The 19,493-nt window shown below is 68.1% G+C and carries 14 protein-coding genes; 9 read left to right on the forward strand and 5 right to left on the reverse strand.

Annotation, left to right across the window (positions count from 1 at the left end; genetic code table 11):
• Positions 1 to 205: 205 nt before the first annotated feature.
• From EDC25_RS08580 to EDC25_RS08590, 3 genes are all read left to right on the forward strand, one after another.
• Positions 206 to 1,603: a DcaP family trimeric outer membrane transporter gene (locus EDC25_RS08580; RefSeq protein WP_243695115.1), complete on the forward strand. Its 1,398-nt coding sequence runs from the start codon at positions 206 to 208 to the stop codon at positions 1,601 to 1,603.
• A gap of 14 nt (positions 1,604 to 1,617) precedes the next feature.
• Positions 1,618 to 3,294 (forward strand): MFS transporter, encoded by a 1,677-nt coding sequence (locus EDC25_RS08585; RefSeq protein WP_205984857.1) that lies wholly within the window; start codon positions 1,618 to 1,620, stop codon positions 3,292 to 3,294.
• 236 nt (positions 3,295 to 3,530) lie between these two features.
• A complete protein-coding gene (locus EDC25_RS08590) occupies positions 3,531 to 4,394 on the forward strand; it encodes an ATP-grasp domain-containing protein (protein WP_123520932.1) in 864 nt (287 codons plus the stop codon).
• A 20-nt stretch (positions 4,395 to 4,414) separates the two neighbouring features.
• Here EDC25_RS08590 and speA read toward each other — a convergent pair whose 3' ends face one another.
• A complete protein-coding gene (gene speA / locus EDC25_RS08595) occupies positions 4,415 to 6,295 on the reverse strand; it encodes an arginine decarboxylase (RefSeq protein WP_123520931.1) in 1,881 nt (626 codons plus the stop codon).
• Positions 6,296 to 6,423: 128 nt separating this feature from the next.
• Here speA and speE point away from each other — a divergent pair, with 128 nt between their 5' ends.
• Complete coding sequence (gene speE / locus EDC25_RS08600) at positions 6,424 to 7,284, forward strand: polyamine aminopropyltransferase (protein ID WP_123520930.1); 861 nt, start codon at positions 6,424 to 6,426, stop codon at positions 7,282 to 7,284.
• A 29-nt stretch (positions 7,285 to 7,313) separates the two neighbouring features.
• On the opposite strand, the gene EDC25_RS08605 is transcribed toward speE, so the two are convergent.
• Complete coding sequence (locus EDC25_RS08605) at positions 7,314 to 7,541, reverse strand: DUF167 domain-containing protein (RefSeq protein WP_123520929.1); 228 nt, start codon at positions 7,539 to 7,541, stop codon at positions 7,314 to 7,316.
• A gap of 286 nt (positions 7,542 to 7,827) precedes the next feature.
• Here EDC25_RS08605 and EDC25_RS08610 point away from each other — a divergent pair, with 286 nt between their 5' ends.
• Positions 7,828 to 10,695 carry a penicillin acylase family protein gene (locus EDC25_RS08610; protein ID WP_123520928.1) on the forward strand — a complete coding sequence of 956 codons (2,868 nt, stop codon included), beginning with the start codon at positions 7,828 to 7,830 and terminating at the stop codon, positions 10,693 to 10,695.
• Positions 10,696 to 10,791: 96 nt separating this feature from the next.
• Here EDC25_RS08610 and EDC25_RS08615 read toward each other — a convergent pair whose 3' ends face one another.
• Complete coding sequence (locus EDC25_RS08615; RefSeq protein WP_123520927.1) at positions 10,792 to 11,283, reverse strand: PaaI family thioesterase; 492 nt, start codon at positions 11,281 to 11,283, stop codon at positions 10,792 to 10,794.
• A 356-nt stretch (positions 11,284 to 11,639) separates the two neighbouring features.
• Between EDC25_RS08615 and EDC25_RS08620 the strand changes: the two genes are divergently transcribed.
• From EDC25_RS08620 to EDC25_RS08635, 4 genes are read left to right on the forward strand one after another with little or no spacing between them, the layout of a single operon-like run.
• Complete coding sequence (locus EDC25_RS08620; protein WP_123520926.1) at positions 11,640 to 12,782, forward strand: substrate-binding domain-containing protein; 1,143 nt, start codon at positions 11,640 to 11,642, stop codon at positions 12,780 to 12,782.
• On the forward strand, positions 12,749 to 13,501 hold the full coding sequence (locus EDC25_RS08625; protein ID WP_240639570.1) for an HAD family hydrolase: 753 nt from the start codon (positions 12,749 to 12,751) through the stop codon (positions 13,499 to 13,501). The genes EDC25_RS08620 and EDC25_RS08625 overlap by 34 nt, the downstream gene beginning before the upstream one ends.
• Before the next feature lie 5 nt (positions 13,502 to 13,506).
• Complete coding sequence (locus EDC25_RS08630) at positions 13,507 to 14,880, forward strand: leucyl aminopeptidase family protein (RefSeq protein ID WP_123520925.1); 1,374 nt, start codon at positions 13,507 to 13,509, stop codon at positions 14,878 to 14,880.
• Positions 14,881 to 14,904: 24 nt separating this feature from the next.
• On the forward strand, positions 14,905 to 16,014 hold the full coding sequence (locus EDC25_RS08635) for an alpha/beta hydrolase (RefSeq protein ID WP_123520924.1): 1,110 nt from the start codon (positions 14,905 to 14,907) through the stop codon (positions 16,012 to 16,014).
• A gap of 64 nt (positions 16,015 to 16,078) precedes the next feature.
• Here the strand turns inward: EDC25_RS08635 and yedA are convergent, their stop codons facing one another.
• Together yedA and EDC25_RS08645 are read right to left on the reverse strand one after the other, a co-directional pair.
• Positions 16,079 to 17,011, reverse strand: a complete 933-nt coding sequence (yedA, locus tag EDC25_RS08640; protein ID WP_123520923.1) for a drug/metabolite exporter YedA — start codon at positions 17,009 to 17,011, stop codon at positions 16,079 to 16,081.
• A gap of 78 nt (positions 17,012 to 17,089) precedes the next feature.
• The gene (locus EDC25_RS08645; protein WP_210771998.1) at positions 17,090 to 19,249 is read right to left on the reverse strand and encodes a carboxy terminal-processing peptidase; all 2,160 of its coding nucleotides are present in this window, start codon (positions 19,247 to 19,249) and stop codon (positions 17,090 to 17,092) included.
• Positions 19,250 to 19,493: the final 244 nt, after the last annotated feature.

Here is a 19,493-nt window from a genome sequence, read left to right on the forward strand (position 1 = left end):
TTGTCGCGTCGCAACAGCCCGGCTGCATCGGCCTTGGATACAGCCTCATCCTGCAGGCATCGCTGCCGAATCAACGCACTGTGCATCGCAACAACGCGCCCGCGCAGCGGTGATCCGGATCACAGCGCTCGACCAATGGCGAATATCCGCGGCCAGGGCCGCCCGCCATCGTGCTCCCGTTCTCGACTCTAGGGAGGAGTACAGGATGAAACCCCATCAGCAAGGAAGGCCTGCGCGGCGCTTCACCTGCCTGGCATTCGCCATCGCGACATCGCTGGGCGCCAGCGCCGCCTACGCACAGACCGATCGCGAACGCGCGCTGGAGGAACGCGTGGCGCAACTCGAAGCGGTTGTGCAGCAGCTGCTCGAACAGCAGCAGTCGATCCGCAGTGAAACCGCCGCCGTCCGCACCGAACAGAGTGCGCAGGCGGCGCGTCTCGACGCGATTCCGGCCGCCGCGGCCCTGCCGGCCGGTACCGCTGCCATCCAGGCGAGCACGCTGACGCCGGCTGCGAATCCCGGCACACGCCTGACCTACGGCGGCTTCATCAAGCTCGACGCCATGGCGACGAACACCAGTGACGGAGAACTGGCCGAAGGTGCCGGTGGCGCACGGGCGCTCTACCTGCCCGGCGCGATCCCCGTGGGCGGCACCGACGAAGGCGCCGACCTGGACATGCACGCGCAGTTCTCGCGGTTCTGGCTGTCCGCGGACACCACGCTGGACTCCGGCGACAAACTGCGCGGCTACCTGGAATTCGACCTGTTCGGCAGCGCGCTCGGCAACGAAGCGGCCACCAACACCTACGGCGTGACCATCCGCCATGCCTATGCCACCTGGAACAAGTGGCTGGCCGGCCAGACCTGGTCGAACTTCCAGGATGTCGCGGCGCTGCCCGACTCCGTCGACTTCATCGGCCCGACCGACGGCACCACGTTCGTGCGCCAGGCGCAGCTGCGCTACACCACGGGCAACTGGTCGTTCTCGGCGGAAAACCCGGAAACCCTGGTCACGCCGCACGGTGGCGGCGCGCGCATCAGCAGTGAGGACAACAGCCTGCCGGACTTCACCGTGCGCTACACGCGCAAGGGTGACTGGGGCCACTTCGGCATTGCCGGACTGTTCCGCCAGCTCCGCTACGAAAACCCGGCGACCAGCATCGAGGACAGCATCACCGGCTACGGCGTCAGTGCCTCCGGCCGCTTCGTGCTCGGACCCAGGGACGACATCCGCTACATGCTGACCGCCGGTCGCGGCATCAGCCGCTACATCGGCCTGGCGATCACCAATGACGCCGTACTGGACGCGGGCGGCGAGCTGGATGCCATCGACACGCTGGCCGGATTCGTCGCATGGCGCCACGCCTTCAACGCGAAGTTCCGCACCAACCTGTTCTACGCGCGATCGCAATACGACAACGACACCGCCAACACGGGGCTGGGCATCACCAAGCAGGTGCACAGTTTCCATGCGAACGCGATCTGGACGCCCCTGCCCAAGCTCGACCTGGGCCTTGAACTCATGTACGGCGTGCGCGAGCTCGAGAACGGTGCCGACGGCGACCTGACCCGTCTGCATTTCCACGCCAAGTACAGCTTCTGAGGAGAGCCGAGACCATGTCCACAACCGCTGACCGAATCCCGGCCGCAAGCACGCCGATGACCCGGGAACACAAGAAGGTGATCCTCGCTTCCAGCCTGGGCACCGTGTTCGAGTGGTACGACTTCTACCTGTACGGCTCGCTGGCGGCCGTCATTGCCGTGCACTTCTTCTCGGCCCTGCCACCCAGCAGCGCTTTCATCATGGCGCTGCTGACCTTTGCCGCCGGTTTCGCAGTGCGTCCCTTTGGCGCCATCGTGTTCGGCCGGCTCGGTGACCTGATCGGCCGCAAATACACCTTCCTCATCACCATCGTGATCATGGGCGTGTCGACCTTCCTGGTCGGCGTGCTGCCGACCTACGACACCATAGGCATGGCGGCGCCCATTCTTCTGGTCGTGTTGCGCTGCCTTCAGGGCCTCGCCCTTGGCGGTGAGTACGGTGGCGCAGCCACCTACGTCGCCGAACACGCACCACCCGGCAAGCGCGGCCTGTACACCAGCTTCATCCAGACGACAGCCACCGTCGGCCTGTTCCTGTCGCTGCTGGTGATCCTCGGCGTGCGCACCCTGCTCGGCGAAGAAGCCTTCCGCGAATGGGGCTGGCGTATTCCGTTCCTGATCTCCTTCCTGCTGCTGGTGATTTCGATCTGGATCCGCATGCAGCTCAACGAGTCGCCGCTGTTCCGGAAGATGAAGGAAGAAGGCACGCGTTCGAAGGCACCACTGACCGAAAGCTTCGGCAACTGGTCGAACGGCAAGATCGTCCTGCTGGCCCTGCTCGGTGCCACTGCGGGCCAGGCTGTGGTGTGGTACGCCGGCCAGTTCTACGCGCTGTTCTTCATGACCCAGACGCTCAAGGTCGACGCCGTCACCGCCAACCTGTTCATCGCCGCGGCACTGGCGATCGCCACCGGCGGCTTCATCCTGTTCGGCTGGCTGTCCGACAAGATCGGTCGCAAGCCGATCATCATGGCCGGCTGCCTGCTGGCGATGCTGACCTACTTCCCGATCTTCAAGGGCCTGACGCACTACGCGAACCCGGCCCTGGAGCGCGCCATGGCGACGTCGCCGGGCGTGGTCATCGCCGACCCGAGCGACTGCTCGTTCCAGTTCGTTCCCGGCGAGTTGAAGAGCCACGTCAAGTTCAACAACTCCTGCGACATCGTCAAGAACCTGCTCAACCAGCGCAGCGTGACCTACACCAACCAGGATGCCGCGCCCGGCTCCCTGGCACGGGTGAAGATCGGCGATACCGAGATCCAGAGCGTCGACCTGAGCCGCATGACGCCGGAAGAAGCCCAGGCGGCGCAGGCGAAGCTGACGGCGGACGTCACCGCCGCCATCGACGCCGCCGGTTATCCGAAGACCGCCGACAACAGCCAGATGAACAAGCCTATGGTGCTGTTGCTGCTGACCATCCTGGTGCTGTACGTGACCATGGTCTACGGCCCCATCGCCGCCTGGCTGGTCGAACTGTTCCCGACGCGCATCCGCTACACCTCGATGTCGCTGCCCTACCACATCGGCAACGGCTGGTTCGGCGGTTTCCTGCCGACCACTGCATTCGCCGTGGTGCTGCTCACCGGCAACATCTACTCGGGCCTGTGGTATCCGATCATCGTCGCCGGCATGACCTTCATCATCGGCTCGCTGTTCCTGCGCGAGACCAAGGACGTCGATATTTCGAAGTAGCACTCTCCCTGATGGCGCGCGGCCGCATCCGCACGCAATCGACTTGTGCGCCGGCCTTGCCGGCGCTCTTTTTTGGCCGGGTCCGGCGTCGCGCGGTGCGCACGCGCCGGAACCCGTGACCGGCCGTCGGCCCCCCTGATCCCGCATCCGTGGCTGCGGACCACCCGGGACCGCGGCCGCTGCGGCCTCAGGAGAATGCGGGCGGCCCTTTCCGCGGGCGCCGCTAGAATGAGCCCATGACCACCGTTGCGCTTGTCACTGCCATCGCATCCTGCGTCCTCGACGAGGACCTCGCCCCGCTCGCCGCTGCCTGCGGTCGTGCCGGCATCGAACCGGTCATCGTCGCCTGGGACGACCCGACCGTGTCCTGGTCGCGGTTCGACGGCATCGTGCTGCGCTCGACCTGGGACTACATCAGCAGGCTCGACGGGTTTCTCGCCTGGTGCGGCCGCGATGCGGTGGCAAGGCGGCTGTTCAACGCGCCCGAAGTCGTGCGCTGGAACGTCGACAAGCGCTACCTTGGAGAGCTGGCGAAAAGTGGCGTGCCGGTGATCCCGTCGCATTACTTCGCTCCGGGCGAGGACATCGTGTTGCCGGACAGCGGCGAGTTCGTCGCCAAGCCCTGCGTCGGCGCCGGCTCTGCAGGCGTGCGCCGCTTCCGTGCCGGCGAACGCGACGAGGCGGCACGCCATGTCCGCGAACTGCTCGACAGCGGATCACACGTCCTGGTGCAGCCGTACCTGGAGGACGTGGACAGCACCGGCGAAACCGCGCTGCTGTTCTACGACGGCGGGTTCTCGCACGCCATCCGCAAGGCGCCGCTGCTGCATCGCGACGCCGCCATCGGCACGGCGCTGTTCGCGCAGGAACGCATCAGCGCGCGGCAGCCTTCGGATGCGGAACTCGAAGTCGCCCGCCAGGTGCTGTCGGCGCTGCCCTTCGCAACGCCGGCCTATGCGCGCGTTGACCTGCTGCCGTCGCCATCCGGGCCGATGCTGCTGGAACTGGAGCTGGTCGAGCCGTCGATGTTCTTCGCGTCCGCACCAGACGCCGCCGACCGCTTCGCCGCCACCCTGCGGCAGCGCCTGCGCGGCAGCTGACCGCGAGGACTTCGCCGGCCTCAGCCGGCGTCGTCCAGATAGGTGTAGGCGGTCAGGCCGGCTTCCAGATGGCCGTGCAGCGAGGCGCGCTCTGCCGGCGCCAGGCCGGCGCGATCGAGCTTCTGCGCGAACAGCCGGCGCAGGTCGTTGACGTCGTAGCCGACCATGCCGAGCAGGCGGTCGGCGCTGTCGCCGCGGCGCGGCTGGCGCAGGCGGAAACCGTCGCCATCCAGCACCACGTCGACCGAATCGGTGTCGCCGAACAGGTTGTGGATGTCGCCCAGCGTCTCCTGGTAGGCGCCGACCAGGAAGAAGCCCAGGTGGTAGGCCTCGCCTTCGCGCAGGGCGTGCAGTGGCAGGCTGGAATCGACGCCCTCGGAATCCACGTACAGGTCGATGCGGCCGTCGGAATCGCAGGTCAGGTCGGCGATCACGCCGTTGCGGTCCGGACGCTCGTCCAGCCGCGTGATCGGCACGATCGGGAACACCTGGTCGATCGCCCAGACGTCGGGAATCGACTGGAACACGGAGAAATTGACGAAGTACTTGTCGACCAGCTTGTCGTTGAGGTCGTCCAGCACCTGCCGGTGCGCGCGCTCCTCGTTCTTCAGGCGCGCACGCACGCCGTGGGCAATGGCGTAGAACAGATCGTCGAGCGCGGCGCGGTCCTCTATCGAAAGTTCACCCTGTGCGTAGCGCGCCTGGCCTTCCGCGAGGTAGTGCACCGCCTCGTGGTACAGCTCCAGCGGTGGCCGGCGGTCGAAGGCGGTCAGGATCTCGCGCAGGTGCCACAGCGCGCTCGGCTCGTCCTCGCGCTCGGCCGGCACGGCGCCCAGCGGCGCCGTCTCGACTTCGCTGACGCCGGCAACCAGCACGGCATGGTGCGCGGTCATCGCGCGCCCGGCCTCGGTGATCACATGCGGTGCCGCGATGCCATTGGCGCGACAGGCCTCGTCGATGGCTTCCACCACCGTCGACGCATACTGCTCGAGCGAATAGTTGATCGAACAGTAGCTGCGCGAACGCGTGCCTTCGTAGTCGATTCCGAGGCCACCACCGACGTCCATGTAGCGGATGTCGGCGCCGAGGCGGACCAGCTCGGACATGTAGCGCGTCGCCTCGCGCATGCCGCCGGCAATGTCGCGCAGATTGGAAATCTGCGAGCCCATGTGGAAGTGCAAAAGGCGCAGCGCATCGAGCTTGCCGACGGCGCGCAGCCGCTCGGCAAGATCGAGCAGCTGCCGCGGCGACAGGCCGAACTTGGCCTTGTCGCCACCGGTGTTCTGCCACTTGCCGGCGCCCAGCGATGCCAGGCGCAGGCGCGCGCCCAGCAGCGGCTCGACGCCCAGCGCGGCCGATTCCTCGAGCACGGTGTCGAGCTCGGACGGCTTCTCGATGACAATGAAGACGTCCAGGCCGAGCTTGCGGCCGATCAGCGCCAGGCGGATGTACTCGCGGTCCTTGTAGCCATTGCAGATGACGATGCCGCCGCGCGACAGCGCCAACACGGCCACCAGCTCCGGCTTGCTGCCCGCTTCCAGGCCGAAGCCCGGACCGGCGCGCGCGACCAGTTCGCCGGCGACGCTGAGGTGCTGGTTGACCTTGATCGGATAGACCGCGGTGTAGCCGCCGTCATAGTCGAACTCCGCCATCGCGGTGGCGAACGCCGCCTGCATGCGGGCGAGGCGGTCGCCGAGGATGTCGGAGAAGCGAACCAGCAGCGGCATCTTCAGGCCCTGGCCGCGTGCCTGTTCGACCACGTCGGCCAGCGCCACCTGCCGGCGGGCGTCGCGGTCCGGCCGCACGACCAGACGGCCGGCGCCGTCGACGTCGAAGTAGCCCTCGCCCCAGTACGGCAACGAGTAGGTCCGGCGGGCGTCATCCAGGGAGAAAGCGGGCATCGGCAGGTCCAGGCGGTTCCGGGAGGGACAAGCGGCGGATTCTACAGCCCGCTCGCTGTACCGATGGCCCGGCCTCCGGTCCGGGCGCGGACTCGGCTACAATGCGGATCCCTTCAAAGCGCAACGCCATGTCCGACGCCACTGCCCCGACCTGGTTCAACGAGAACCACGACTACTCCGGTTCCGCCATCGGTTTCCGCGTGACCCGACGACTGCACGCCGAGCAGACGCCGTTCCAGAACATCGAGATCTGGGAGAGCACCGACTGGGGCAACGTCATGGTCATCGACGGCTGCATGATGGTCACCACCCGCGACAATTTCCTCTACCACGAGATGATGTCGCATCCGGTGCTGTTCTCGCATCCGCGCGCCAAGCGCGTCGTGATCATCGGCGGCGGCGACTGCGGCACGCTGCGCGAAGTGCTGCGCCACGACGAAGTCGAGAAGTGCACACAGATCGAGATCGACGAGCGCGTCACCCGCCTGGCCGAGGAGTACTTTCCGGAACTGTGCGAGGCCAACAACGATCCGCGTGCCGAGCTGCGTTTCGAGGACGGCCTGAAGTTCATGGCCGAAGTCGAGCCGGAATCGATCGACGTCATCATCGTCGACTCCACCGACCCCATCGGCCCGGCAGAAGGCCTGTTCAATGAAGCCTTCTACCGCAACGCGCTCAAGGCCCTGCGTGCCGGCGGCATCCTGGTGCAGCAGAGCGAATCGCCGCTGGTGCACACCGACCTGCTGCGCGACATGCGCAGCAAGATGAAGGGCTGCGGCTTCGCCTCGCTGCGCACGCTGTGCTTCCCGCAGCCGTGCTACCCGTCCGGCTGGTGGAGCTGCACCATGGCACGCAAGGGCGTGGAGCTGGACGGCTTCCGCGAACGCGGCGCCCAGACCAAGACCTTCAAGACGCGCTACTACAACGCCGAGATCCATCGCGCCGCCCTGGCGATGCCGGAATTCCTGCGCGAGGCGCTGGGCGAGTAAACCCGCCCGATCCGTCGATGGCGCCGTGCTCAGGCGCCGTCGACGTCGACCAGCTTGAGCCGGCCACCGGCGCCGCTGCGGATGCTGACCTGTGCCTTGCGCACGCCCATCGCTTTCGCCACCAGCGCGATCAGCGCCGCATTCGCCTTGCCGTCCACCGGCTGCGCCTTGATCTTCGCCAGCCAGGTGCCGTCTTCCTGCCGTTCCAGGCTGTCTTCCCGCGCGTTCGGTTTGACCTTGATCTGCATTGTCGCCATGCACGGATGATAGCGGCGGCAGGTCCCTCATCCGGCGGCGGTGCCGTGGCATCGGCTCGGCGCGGTCCGTTGCTGTCCTGTCGCAACGCGTGTCCCGTCCCGGCCGCCTTTTTTCGTGTGGGTGTGTAGCGAAGCCGGGGAAAAGCGGCTCCGCATCCAATTGACGCGGCGCGTCAGAGCGGCCCGCGAGTTTGTTGCGCCGCGTCTCGGTTTCCCCGGCAGTGCGTGCTTCCATACCGGAACGTATCCCGCCCGCGGCGGGTCACCAGTTTTCCGGGAGGCTTCCATGAAACGAATCTCTGCGTCGCATCCGCGCCGGCGGCTGCTTTGCCACGCGCTGATGCTGGCCGGCCTGGCCGGTGCCGCCAGCGTCCATGCCCAGACCTACCAGGCGCCGACGCTCAGCGGACCGGGCACCATCGGCTATGACGCCGAGGGCGTGCCCCTGGTGCGCGGACGCACGGACAACGACACCGCCTTCCTGCAGGGCTGGGCGCACGCGCGTGACCGCTTCTTCCAGATGGACTTCAACCGTCGCGGCGCCAGCGGCACCGTCGCCGAACTGGTCGGCCCGGCGGCGCTGGCCAACGACGTGCAGACGCGCACCATGGGCCTGCGCCGCGCCGCGCAGAAGACCTGGCCGGCGCTGTCCGATGACACCCGCGGCTGGCTGAAGGCCTACGCCGATGGCGTCAACCACTGGCTGCGCAACAACCCGCTGCCGCCGGAATACGGCGCCCTGGAAATCACCCGCGTGCCGGAGTGGACGCCGGTCGACACGCTGGTGATCGGCAAGGCCCTGGCCTTCCAGCTGTCGTTCGACCTCGACATCGAACAGACGCTGCGCTTCGCCGCCTACCAGCAGGCCGGGGCCGTCGCCGGCTTCGACGCGGCGGCGCTGTATTTCGGCGACACCCATCGCATCGCGCCACCCGACGACCGAGTCAGCGTGCCGGGCTTCATGACCGGCGCCACCGTCGCCGGCGACGACGTCCACAAGCTGGCCGGGCAGGCGCTGAATCCGATCGAACCGATCAGCGCCGAGACCGTCGCCATGGCGCAGGCGCTGCAGGAGAAGCTTGCCGGCGTCGAACTGCTCGGCTATTCACTGGGCCGCAAAGAAGGCCTGATCGGCAGCAATGAATGGGCGGTATCGGGGCAGCACACCGCCAGCGGCAAGGCACTGGTCGCCAACGATCCGCACCTCGCGCTGGACCTGCCGTCGGTCTTCATCACGCACCATATCCAGTCCACCGATCCGCGCCACGGCGGCCAGCCGATGGATGCCGTCGGGGTCAGCCTGCCCGGCGTGCCGGGCATCATCCAGGGTTGCAACCAGCGCATCTGCTGGGGCACGACGACGAACTCGCTGGACGTCACCGACGTGTTCCAGGAGCGCTTCCAGGTCAACACGCTCGGCCTTCCCTACGCCACGCTGCACAACGGCCAGGCCGAGCCCGTGCAATGGGTGGTGCAGAGCTTCTTCGTCAACAACATCGGTGATGGCCAGCCGGACAATGTCAGCCGTGACAATTCGATCGGCTATCTCAACGGCGGCATTACCGTCATCGTGCCGCGTCGCAACCACGGCCCGGTCGTCCAGATCAGTGGCGACCAGGGCCTGTCGGTGGCGTTCGCCGGCTGGGGCGCGACCTTCGAACTGGAATCGTTCCGCCGCATCAACAGCGCGCGCAACCTGGAGGAGTTCCAGTCGGCCCTGAACTACTTCGACTTCGGCTCGCAGAATTTCATCTACGGCGACGTCGACGGCAACATCGGCTACTTCGTCACCGGCGAGGCGCCGATCCGCGACGACCTGCAGAACATGCAGGCGCCCGATGGCGGCATCCCGCCCTGGTTCATCCGCGACAGCCAGCGTCGCCACGACTGGCTGCCCATGCGCAACCGGCAGCCGGCGCAGGCGCTGCCGTTCGAAGTGCTGCCGCCGTCGGAACTGCCGCACGCGATCAATCCGGCCAGCGGCTACCTGGCGAACGCCAACAACGATCCTTCCGGCTATTCGCTGGACAACAACGCGCTCAACCAGCTGCGCCCGGGCGGCGGCATCCACTTCATCGACAAGGGCGGCGCCTCGGCCTATCGCATCGGCCGCATCGACCGTGAACTGCAGCGCCTCATCGCCAGCGGCCGCAAGATCACCGCCGACGACATGAAGCAGCTGCAGGCGAACAACCAGTCGATGGACGCCGAGCTGGTGCTGCCGCACCTGCTCAATGCCTGGAACAACGCCGGCGCCGGCGGTGCCTGGGCGAACCTTGCCGCGTTCCGCAACGACGCCCGCATGAGCGAGGCCATCGCGCGCCTGTCGGCCTGGAACTACTCGACGCCGACCGGCATTCCGCAGGGCTTCGATCCGGGTGACAACCCGAATGCGTTGCCGCAGCCCTCGCAGTCGGAAATCGACGCCAGTGTCGCCGCCACGCTGTGGGCGACGTGGCGAAGTGCCGCCGTGCGTTCGACCATCGACGCCACGCTGCAGCGCGTGGGTCTCGGCGCGGCACTGCCGGGCGCGGGTGACGCATATGCCGGACTGAAGTTCCAGCTCGACTACTTCGACACGCTCGGTGGCCGCGGCGTTTCCGGCCTGAACTTCTTCCAGGTCGATGGCGCACCGACGTCCGCCGCCGCACGCGACTACGTGTTGCTCAAGGCGCTGAAGGACAGCCTCGACGCACTGGCCAGCCCGGCCTACGCGGCCGCGTTCGGTGGCTCGACGTCGCTGTCCGACTATCGCTGGGGCCGCCTGCACCGCATCGTCTTCGACCACCCGCTGGGCGGGCCCTTCAACCTGCCGGGTGCCAATCCCTACGGCTTCAGCCACCTGTCGCCGGAACTGCCGGGCATCCCGCGTCCGGGCGGTTACGAGGTCGTCGACGCGTCCGGCCATGGCATCCGCAACCAGGGCAGCAATGGCTTCACGTTCGGCAGTGGCCCGGCGCGACGTTTCGTTGGCGAAATGAGCACGCCGATCAAGGCCTGGCAGGTGATTCCGGGCGGCCAGAGCGGTGTCCTGGGCAGCCCGCTGTACGCCAGCCAGCTGGGACGCTGGCTGACCAACCAGTACCAGACACTGGCGGTCAGCGCGAGCGCCGCAGCCCCTCAGGTCACCACCGAGATCCGCTTCAGTCCCTGAGTCATTGCCCTCGCGGCAGGTACCGGCATTCATCGCCGGTACCTGCCTTGCAATGCCGCCGCAGCGGCAATCGCGCCCTTGTTGAACCCGCGCCGGTCAGGCCTGCGCCGCGCTGCCGAGTTTGTCGACGTCGACCTGCACGAAGATCGAATCGCCGCGTGCGGTGAGGACGTCGCCGGCATGGACCTCGCAGAGCACGCGCGTCTTGCGCGCGACCTCGCCTTCGACGCGCGCCGTCAACGTCAACGCCCGGCCCAGCGGCGTCGGCTTCACATAGTCCAGGCCAAGGTGCGCGGTCACGCAATGGATCGCCGGCAGCGTTCCCGGCGCGCGACCCTGGGCGCGATAGTGATACGCCATCGCGGTCCAGTTCGAGTGGCAGTCCACCAGCATGGCCAGCAGGCCGCCGTAAAGCAGTCCGGGCCAGCCGACGAACTCGTCACTGGGCGTGAACCGCGCCACGACATGGACGCCGTCCTCGTGCCAGTGGCTCTTGATGTGCAGGCCAGTGGGATGGGCCGGTCCGCAGCCGTAGCAGATGCCTTCGGCGTGGGCGAGGTCCTGGATGGCGGGCGAATCTGAAGTCATCGTGTATTCCGGGGGGGGGGCGGGTCGGCGCGACGGGCGCGCCGGCGATGGTAGCCGGCCACGTCCGCGTTTGCCCCTGATCCTGCGTTCCGGACCCGAAAAGGGTGGCCAATGCGGGTGACCGCGCGCTGGCCCAGCGGGCGTGACGGCACGGCACGCGGGCAGCATTGCGCAGACATCCGCGGGGCGGCCGCGCCTCGATCCGCGGCCGTACCCGCTGCCGCATTTCCACGATCTGGCAGCGGCAGCCGGGGCGGCGAGGATCGCCACGCTGCGCCGGATTTGCGACACGCTTTGTGGTTGCCTGACGGAGCGCGTGCTAAGGTGCCGCACGCCCGTTTTTGCGAGTGATTTCCATGGTTTTGCGTCGTTTCTCCGCGCTTTTGTTCAGCTTTGCCGCCCTCAGCTGGGCCGGCGCCAGCTTCGCCCAGTTGAACCTGCGTGGCGACTACGCCAGTGCACGCGGCATCACCGAAGTGGGTGCGCTGTATGCACGCCAGCACCGGACCACGGTGAACGTGCGTCCGTTCAGCACCAATGCCGGCATCGATGGCGTGCTCAAGGGCGAGATCGACATCGCCGCGGCTGCGCGCCCGCCGATCGCTGCGCGCGCCGGCGAAAGCGAGCTGGTGTTCTGGCCGGTGGCCTGGGACGCGGTGGTATTCATCGTCCATCCCAGCAATCCGGTGCGGCAGCTGTCGGTGCAGCAGGTGCGCGACATCTTCCTGGGCAACCTCGACAACTGGAAGGAGGTCGGCGGCCGCGACGCACCGATCGACCTGTACTCGGTGATGGGCCCGTACGACGGCCTGGAGTCGTCGATCCGCCAGATCCTGTTCGGCAACCCCGGCTACATGGCCAAGATCGACCGCCTGTTCCTCAACCAGCACCAGATCGAGGTGGGCGTGCAGATGGACCCGGATTCCATCGGCATGACGACGCTGGCCGGCCTGGACAAGCAGCGCGTGCGCGCCCTCGACATCGAGGGCGTCGCCGCCACCAAGGACACCGTCGCCGATGGCCGATACCTGCTGACGATTCCGCTCTATCTGGTCTATCGCGCCGACAGCCCCAAGGCGGCCGAGATCACCCGTTTCGCAGAGTTCCTGCGCACGCCGGTCGCCGAAGCGGTGATGGTCAACAAGCGCCTGGTGCCGCACCGCGACAACGAGGACTTCCGCACGCTGCACACGCAGCGCCTGGCGCGCCTGTGGGAACGCATGGGCGGTGAACCCGTCGCGCAGGCCACGCTGGCGCGGGCGTCGACCTCGTCCGAATCACCGGCGGCGGTAGCGCCGCCTGCGGAAGCGGCCGCCCCGGCGCCGGGCGCGACGCCTGCAGTCACTGCGACCGGCGCCGCCGTGGCGGCTGCCGCGCCGGCCGCGGAAGCCACGGGACCTGCCGTCGCCACGCCACCCGCCGGTCCGGTGATGACGGCGGCCGACGGCAGCGTCGAAGAACCGGCGTGCAAGAGACGGCTGTTCTCCCGCAAGTGCTGACGGCGCCCGCCCCGACCACGGTCGCGGCAATCACGCTGGACCTGGACGACACCCTCTGGCCCATCCTGCCGGTGATGGAACGCTGCGAGCAGGTGCTCGAAGCGTTTCTGCTCGAACACGCGCCCGCCGTAGCGCGGCGTTTCCCGAAGGGCGCCATGCGTGCCCTGCGCGACAGCGTCGCCGCCGAGCGGCCGGAACTGGCCCATGACTACAGCGCGCAGCGCCGCCTCAGCCTCGAGCGGGCATTTGCCGAGGCGCGCGTCGACGCCGATGCAGAGGCCCTGATAGAACGCGCGTACGTGACGTTCTATGCCGAACGCAACCGCGTGCAGCTCTACGACGATGTCGCCGACGCGCTGCCGGCGCTGGCCGCACGTTGCCGGCTGCTGGCACTGACCAATGGCAATGCCGACCTGTCCAGCATCGGCCTGGCGCAGCATTTCCATGGCGCCGTCCTGGCCCGGGACGTCGGCGTCGCCAAGCCGGATCCGCGCATCTTCGCGCACGCCCGCGATCTGCTCGCCGTCGACGCCGCGCACATCTGGCACGTCGGCGACGACCCCGAGCTTGACGTGCTCGGCGCGCAGAAAGCCGGATTCCGCGCCGTCTGGATCAACCGCAACGGGCTGCCCTGGCCTTATCCGGAGCACATGCCCGACCTCATCATCCGCGACCTGGCCGAACTGGGTCGCTGGCTCGACAACCTTCCCTCGGACTGACCACCATGTCCTTCGCTCTCGTTTCCGGTTCCACCGATGCCATTCCGCTGATCGCGGTCCACCCGGAGCGCCTGGCCGCCACGCTCGACGCCATGGATGCGGGCGGCGCCGCCTTCGTCCGTGCCGCCGGATTCATGGCGGAGCCGCAGACCTGGTGCCTGGTGCCAGCCGCCAGCGGTGGCCTGGCCGCCGTGCTGGTGGGTGTCGTCGATGCCGCCGATCCGTTCGCGCTGGCCGGCCTGCCGCTGGTGCTGCCCGCCGGCACCTATGCGCTGCACGCCAGCCTCGGCGATCGCCTCGACCCCGATGTCGCCGCGCTCGGCTGGGGCCTCGGCGCCTACCAGTTCGACCGCTACCGCAAGGCGAAGCGTGCGCCGGCGCTTCTGGACATCGATGCGGCGACGCGTGAAGCCGTCTCGTCCGTAATCGCTGCCAGCTGGCGCGTGCGCGATCTGGTCAACACACCGACCGAACACATGGGCCCGGCCGAGCTCGCCACCGGCGCCGCGGAACTGGCGCAAGCGCATGGCGGCCGCTGCCGCGTGATCGAAGGCGACGCGCTGCTGCGCGACAATTTCCCGGCGATCCACGCCGTCGGTCGCGCCAGCCATCGCGCCCCGCGCCTGATTGAACTGGACTGGGGTGACGATGCGCACCCGCGCCTGGCGCTGGTCGGCAAGGGCGTCTGCTTCGACACCGGCGGCCTCGACATCAAGCCTGCCGACGGCATGCTGCGCATGAAGAAGGACATGGGCGGCGCCGCGCACGCGCTGGCGCTGGCCGGCCTGCTGATGGCGACGCGGGTGCCGGTGCGGCTGAAGCTGCTGATCCCCGCCGTCGAGAACGCGATCGGCCCCGATGCCTACCGGCCGGGCGAGGTCATCTCCACCCGCCAGGGGCTGAGCGTGGAAATCGGCAACACCGATGCCGAAGGTCGCGTCATCCTCGCCGATGCGCTGACCTATGCCGGCGAATGGCAGCCGGAACTGCTCCTCGACTTCGCCACCCTGACCGGCGCCGCCCGCATCGCGCTGGGCCCGGACCTGCCGGCGCTGTTCTGCAATGACGAAGCGCTGGCCACCGGACTGCTCGACGCCGGCCAGTCGCAGCGCGATCCGCTGTGGCGCATGCCCCTGTATGCACCGTACATGGCCTACCTGGAAAGCCCGATCGCGGACATCAACAACGCGGCGACGACCCGGCACGCCGGCTGCGTCACCGCGGCGCTGTTCCTGTCGCGCTTCGTGCCGCAGGGGCAAGCCTGGGCGCATCTCGATGTCTATTCGTGGAACGACGCGCCGCGACCGGGCCGACCCGCCGGTGGCGAGGCGCAGGGCCTGCGCGCTTACTACGCCGCCCTGGCGGCCCGCTATCGCTGATCGCGCGCGATGCCGCGGGCTGCGATGAAGCGGCGCCGGCTTCACTCCGTCCTCCTGGCGGGCGCGGTCGTCGTCGCGGCCTGCACGCCCCTGCACAGGCGCATCGTCGAACCGCCACGACCGGACCGCGCGGCACTGGAGCAGAGCGACGCGCTGCTGGCGCGCGCGCAGGTCCGTCGTGAGCGGTTCCAGGCGACGGGCGGTCCTTCGCTGTCCTTCCTCGTCTTGGAGCCACGCAACTACCAGCTCGACTACGAGGTACTGCGCCGCGACCGCCTGTTCTCGTACCGTTTCCGCGTCTTCGAACCGGGCGAAGCGCAGGCACCGGTTGGCAGCATCATGATGCTGCACGGCTGGTCCACGGATGGTCGCTACCTGCTGCCGTGGGCGATGCGACTGGCCGGGCAGGGCTACCGCGTCATCGTCCCCGACCTGCGCAACCACGGCCGCTCCGGCAAGGCAGCCGCGGGTTTCGGCACGCGGGAAGCGGAGGATGTGCTGGCGCTGGCCCGCCACCTGCACGGGCGCGGTGAACTGCCGTCACCCGTGCACCTGTTCGGCATCTCCTATGGCGCCGTGACCGTTCTGCATGCGGCCGCGCGCTGGAACGACGACGGCACCGGTGCCGGACTGGGCGCGGTCGTGGCGATGGAACCGTTCGCCAATGCCGCCGATGCCATCCGCACCTCGATTGCCGGGCTGTTGCAGAACGCCCCGCACCTGCGCTGGCATGAGCGCGCGCTGCGGTCGGCACTGCGCAGGCGCTATGGACCTGACCGCGTCGAGCGCGCCATCGACGACACCGGCGCGCTGCTCGCCATGGACCTGCGCCGGTTCGATGTCGGGGAAGTGATGCAGCAGGTGCGGGCGTGCGTGCTGCATGTCCACGGTCGAGTCGACACCCTGATCCCGGTCGGCACCGCGCGCGCGCTGGCAGCGCGCCGTCCGCGCAACGTCTACCTGGAACTGCCCGAGGATGGCCACTTCAGCACCACGGCGCGCGCCGACTGGCTGGCGGGACCGCTGGGCTTCTGGTTACCGGTGGCTGCCGGCACACCTGCCGACGCGAATTGCCCGCCGGTCCGCCTGCCGGCCGATCCGGCCGGCATTCTGCCAGCGGAGCCGACCCGCTGAATCCGTCGCCGTGCGCTGTCCGCAGGAAGCGCGCAACCGCGGCAATGCCGCCTCAGCGGCGGCATCAGGACAGACGGGCTGGATCGACCGGTCGGCTTGCCCGCTGCCGTTGCCTCGCCTGCGGCGAAGCACTGCCGCGCGTGATCAGCACCACGCCGCACAGGATGACCGCCATGGCGACGATGGTGACCAGGCCGACCCGCTCACCGGCGAGCAAAGCGCCGAGCAGCACCGCGATCGGTGGATTCACGTAGGCATAGCTGGTCGCCAGCGCCGGACGCACGTGGTGCAACAGCCAGATGTAGGCACCGAAACCGATGATCGAGCCGAAGACAGCAAGATAGGCCAGCGCAAGGATGGCACCGGTGGGCGGCATGGCGTCGATGCGCTCGCCCGCCAGCAGGCCTATGGTCGTCATCAGGAGGCCGCCGCAGAGCATCTGCGCGGCCGTGCTCATGAAAGGCGCCGGCAGGTCACGGCCGCGACTCCAAACCGAACCGAAGGCCCAGCCGGCTGGCGACAGCAGCAGGGCCAGTGCCGCCCACGACTGCGCGCGCAGTTCGGCGCCGAAATTGAGGAACAGCACGCCAATGAAACCGACCAGCACGCCCATCCACTCCAGGCGCAGGTAACGGCGGCCGTACATCGCCCCGAACAGCGCCGCCCACAACGGCATGGAGGCGACGGCGATCGCCGCCAGTCCGGAGCTGACCCACTGCTGCGCCACCGAGACCATGCCATTGCCGATGCCCAGCAGCAGCGCGCCCATGATGGCGGCGTTGCGCCATTGCAGCGCCGTCGGCGGCGGATCGCCGCGCAGGCGCAGCGAAAGATAGACCGCCGAGCCGGCGCACAGGAACCGGATTCCTGCCATCAGCAAGGGCGGGAAACCGTCCAGCGCAAAGCGGATGCCGAGGTATGTCGATCCCCAGATGAGATAGACGGCCAGCAGGCCGATGGCGACCTGCAGGCGTGAAGGCGGGGACGCGGTGGTCATGGCGGAAACCGGATCGACAACGAAGGCGGCCGCCCCAGGGGCGGCCGCAGCGGAAACAGGCGGAACGGCGGCGGGCCGTCAGTCCGAGGTGGACGTCGTGGACTTCGCGGGCGCCAGGCCGGCCAGGCGCAGGTCGTCGGTGCCCAGGGAAATCGCATCGGCCAGGATGCGTGCCGCTTCGCTCAGCAGCGCATCCGGGCGGCCCTCGCGGCGCGCGCGCTCCTCGGCCGCCTGCTCGACGACGCTGCGCTCGTCGGCCTGCAGGCCGTCGTCGCTGCGTCCGCGAGACGCGTTCGACTCGTCGACCAGCCCGAGCTCGACACGCAGCGCTTCCCGGTTCTTGCGCCGCGCCTCCTGCTCGTCGCGTTCCTGGCGACGCGTATCCTCCAGCAACGAAACGCTCTTGCGCTCACGCTGGCGACGGTAGTCGGCGATGTCTTCCTGCCAGAAGCGGAACTCCTGGTCCTCCGCGATCCGGCTCTCATGGCGCGCCAGCAGCGACGGCACCAGCGGATCGAGGTTGGCGACCTGTTCGTAGTCGGCCGGTTCGATCTGCGCCCACGGCAGCGCGTTGTCATAGACGCTCTCGCCATAGTCCTCGGCATCCAGGCTCACCGGGAACTGGATATCCGGCACCACGCCCTTGATCTGCGTGCTGCTGCCGTTGATGCGGAAGAACTGCGCGACCGTGAACTTGAGCTGGCCATGGCGGGCTTCGCCGCGACCACTGAGCTGGTCCAGGCTGACCAGGTTCTGCACCGTGCCCTTGCCGTAGGTCGGCTCGCCGATGATCAGGCCGCGGCCATAATCCTGGATCGCCGCAGCGAAGATCTCCGAGGCAGAGGCCGACACGCGGTTGACCAGCACGGCCAGCGGGCCGTCCCAGGTGCGGCCGGGGCGGCGGTCGCGCTCGATTTCGACGCGACCCTGCGCACTCTTGACCTGGACCACCGGCCCTTCGTCGATGAACAGCCCGGTGAGTTCAGTCGCCTCGGTCAGCGAACCCCCACCGTTGTTGCGCAGATCGAGCACGACGCCATCGACGTTCTCATGCTTGAGCTGGTTCAACAGGTTGGCGACGTCGCGCGTGGCGCTGCGGTAATCCGCTTCACCGCGACGGCGGCCCTCGAAGTCCTGGTAGAAGGTCGGCAGCTCGATCACGCCGATGCGGCGCAGGCTGTCGCCCTCACCCACCTCGATGATCCGCTTTTTGGCCGCCTGCTCCTCGAGCTTCACCTTCTGGCGGACGATGCTGATGCGGTTCGGGCGGCTGTCGACGCTGGCCGCCGCCGGCACGATATCGAGGCGGACGGTCGAATCCTTGGGTCCACGGATCAGCTTCACGGTGTCGTCGATGCGCCAGCCGATGACATCGACCATCGCGCCCTCGCTGTCCTGGCCGACGGCCAGCACACGGTCGCCGACACCCAGTCCGGCCTTCTCCGCCGGACCACCGGGCACCAGCGAGCGGATGACGGTGTACTCGTCGTCGCGCTGCAGGACCGCGCCAATACCTTCCAGCGACAGGCTCATCTGGATCTCGAAGGCGTCGGCCGTGCGCGGCGCCAAGTAGCTGGTATGCGGCTCGATCGCCATGGCATAGGCGTTGAGGAACGTCTGGAACACGTCCTCGCTGTCAAGTTCGCGGATGCGCTCCAGGAAGCGTGAATAACGCTTGTCCAGGGTTTCGGCGATCTCGCTGTCCTGCTTTCCAGCCAGCTTCAGGCGCAGCCAGTCGTTCTTGACTCGCTTGCGCCAGATCTCGTCCAGCTCGGCGGTGTCGGCGGCCCACTGCGCCTCCTTGCGGTCGTAGTGGTACTGCTCGTCGACGGTGAAGTCGAAGCCCTGCGCGAGCAGCGCGCGGGCATGCGCGGTGCGCTCGGCGACGCGCTGGATGTAGCGGTTGAACAGTTCGAACGGTGGATCCAGCTGCTGGTTGCGGATGGCGTCATCGAGCTTCTCGCGGTACACCGAGAATGCGTCGACGTCGCTGCGCAGCAGGAACAGCTTGTCGTTGTCGATCGCCTCGAGGTAGGCGTCGTAGATCTTCACCGACAGCGCATCGTCCAGCGGCATCGACCGGTAGTGCACCCGGCTGAGGGTGTACATGGTGAACGCGGCGGTCTTGCCCTGGTCGGGCAGCGGCGAGAGCTGCGACGGCGGCGCCGCCGGCTTGGCGGTCACCAGTCCGGCGACCAGCAGGGCGGTGACAAGGGCGAGGGGGAAACGGCGCATCATTCGCTACTCCAGCGGTCCGGGCGCAGCCCCGGCCTGAGGATGACAGACATACCGTGGGGCACAAGGTTCCGCAAGTGCGAATTCGCCCGCCGCGTCCGGCCGTTCAAGGTTCATGCTGGCCCTGGCCCGCATAATTCATGAGCCTTATGCTGCGACCGCCGATCCATCTGCCGGGGCGCGACGTGCTCCCTGCATCCGACTCGACGTCGTGTCGACAACGCCTTCGCCGCCTTCCAGTCCGCGC

This window comes from Pseudofulvimonas gallinarii, assembly GCF_004343305.1.
Taxonomy (GTDB): Bacteria; Pseudomonadota; Gammaproteobacteria; order Xanthomonadales; family UBA2363; genus Pseudofulvimonas; species Pseudofulvimonas gallinarii.

Bases quoted from the DNA above. Each gene is read 5' to 3' on its own strand.
- EDC25_RS08630 (WP_123520925.1), top strand. From the start codon at position 13,507: ATGTCCTTCGCTCTCGTTTCCGGTTCCACCGATGCCATTCCGCTGATC.
- yedA (WP_123520923.1), bottom strand. From the start codon at position 17,011: ATGACCACCGCGTCCCCGCCTTCACGCCTGCAGGTCGCCATCGGCCTG.
- EDC25_RS08605 (WP_123520929.1), bottom strand. From the start codon at position 7,541: ATGGCGACAATGCAGATCAAGGTCAAACCGAACGCGCGGGAAGACAGC.
- EDC25_RS08610 (WP_123520928.1), top strand. From the start codon at position 7,828: ATGAAACGAATCTCTGCGTCGCATCCGCGCCGGCGGCTGCTTTGCCAC.
- EDC25_RS08585 (WP_205984857.1), top strand. From the start codon at position 1,618: ATGTCCACAACCGCTGACCGAATCCCGGCCGCAAGCACGCCGATGACC.
- EDC25_RS08645 (WP_210771998.1), bottom strand. From the start codon at position 19,249: ATGATGCGCCGTTTCCCCCTCGCCCTTGTCACCGCCCTGCTGGTCGCC.
- speA (WP_123520931.1), bottom strand. From the start codon at position 6,295: ATGCCCGCTTTCTCCCTGGATGACGCCCGCCGGACCTACTCGTTGCCG.
- EDC25_RS08620 (WP_123520926.1), top strand. From the start codon at position 11,640: ATGGTTTTGCGTCGTTTCTCCGCGCTTTTGTTCAGCTTTGCCGCCCTC.
- EDC25_RS08635 (WP_123520924.1), top strand. From the start codon at position 14,905: ATGAAGCGGCGCCGGCTTCACTCCGTCCTCCTGGCGGGCGCGGTCGTC.
- EDC25_RS08615 (WP_123520927.1), bottom strand. From the start codon at position 11,283: ATGACTTCAGATTCGCCCGCCATCCAGGACCTCGCCCACGCCGAAGGC.
- EDC25_RS08580 (WP_243695115.1), top strand. From the start codon at position 206: ATGAAACCCCATCAGCAAGGAAGGCCTGCGCGGCGCTTCACCTGCCTG.
- EDC25_RS08590 (WP_123520932.1), top strand. From the start codon at position 3,531: ATGACCACCGTTGCGCTTGTCACTGCCATCGCATCCTGCGTCCTCGAC.
- speE (WP_123520930.1), top strand. From the start codon at position 6,424: ATGTCCGACGCCACTGCCCCGACCTGGTTCAACGAGAACCACGACTAC.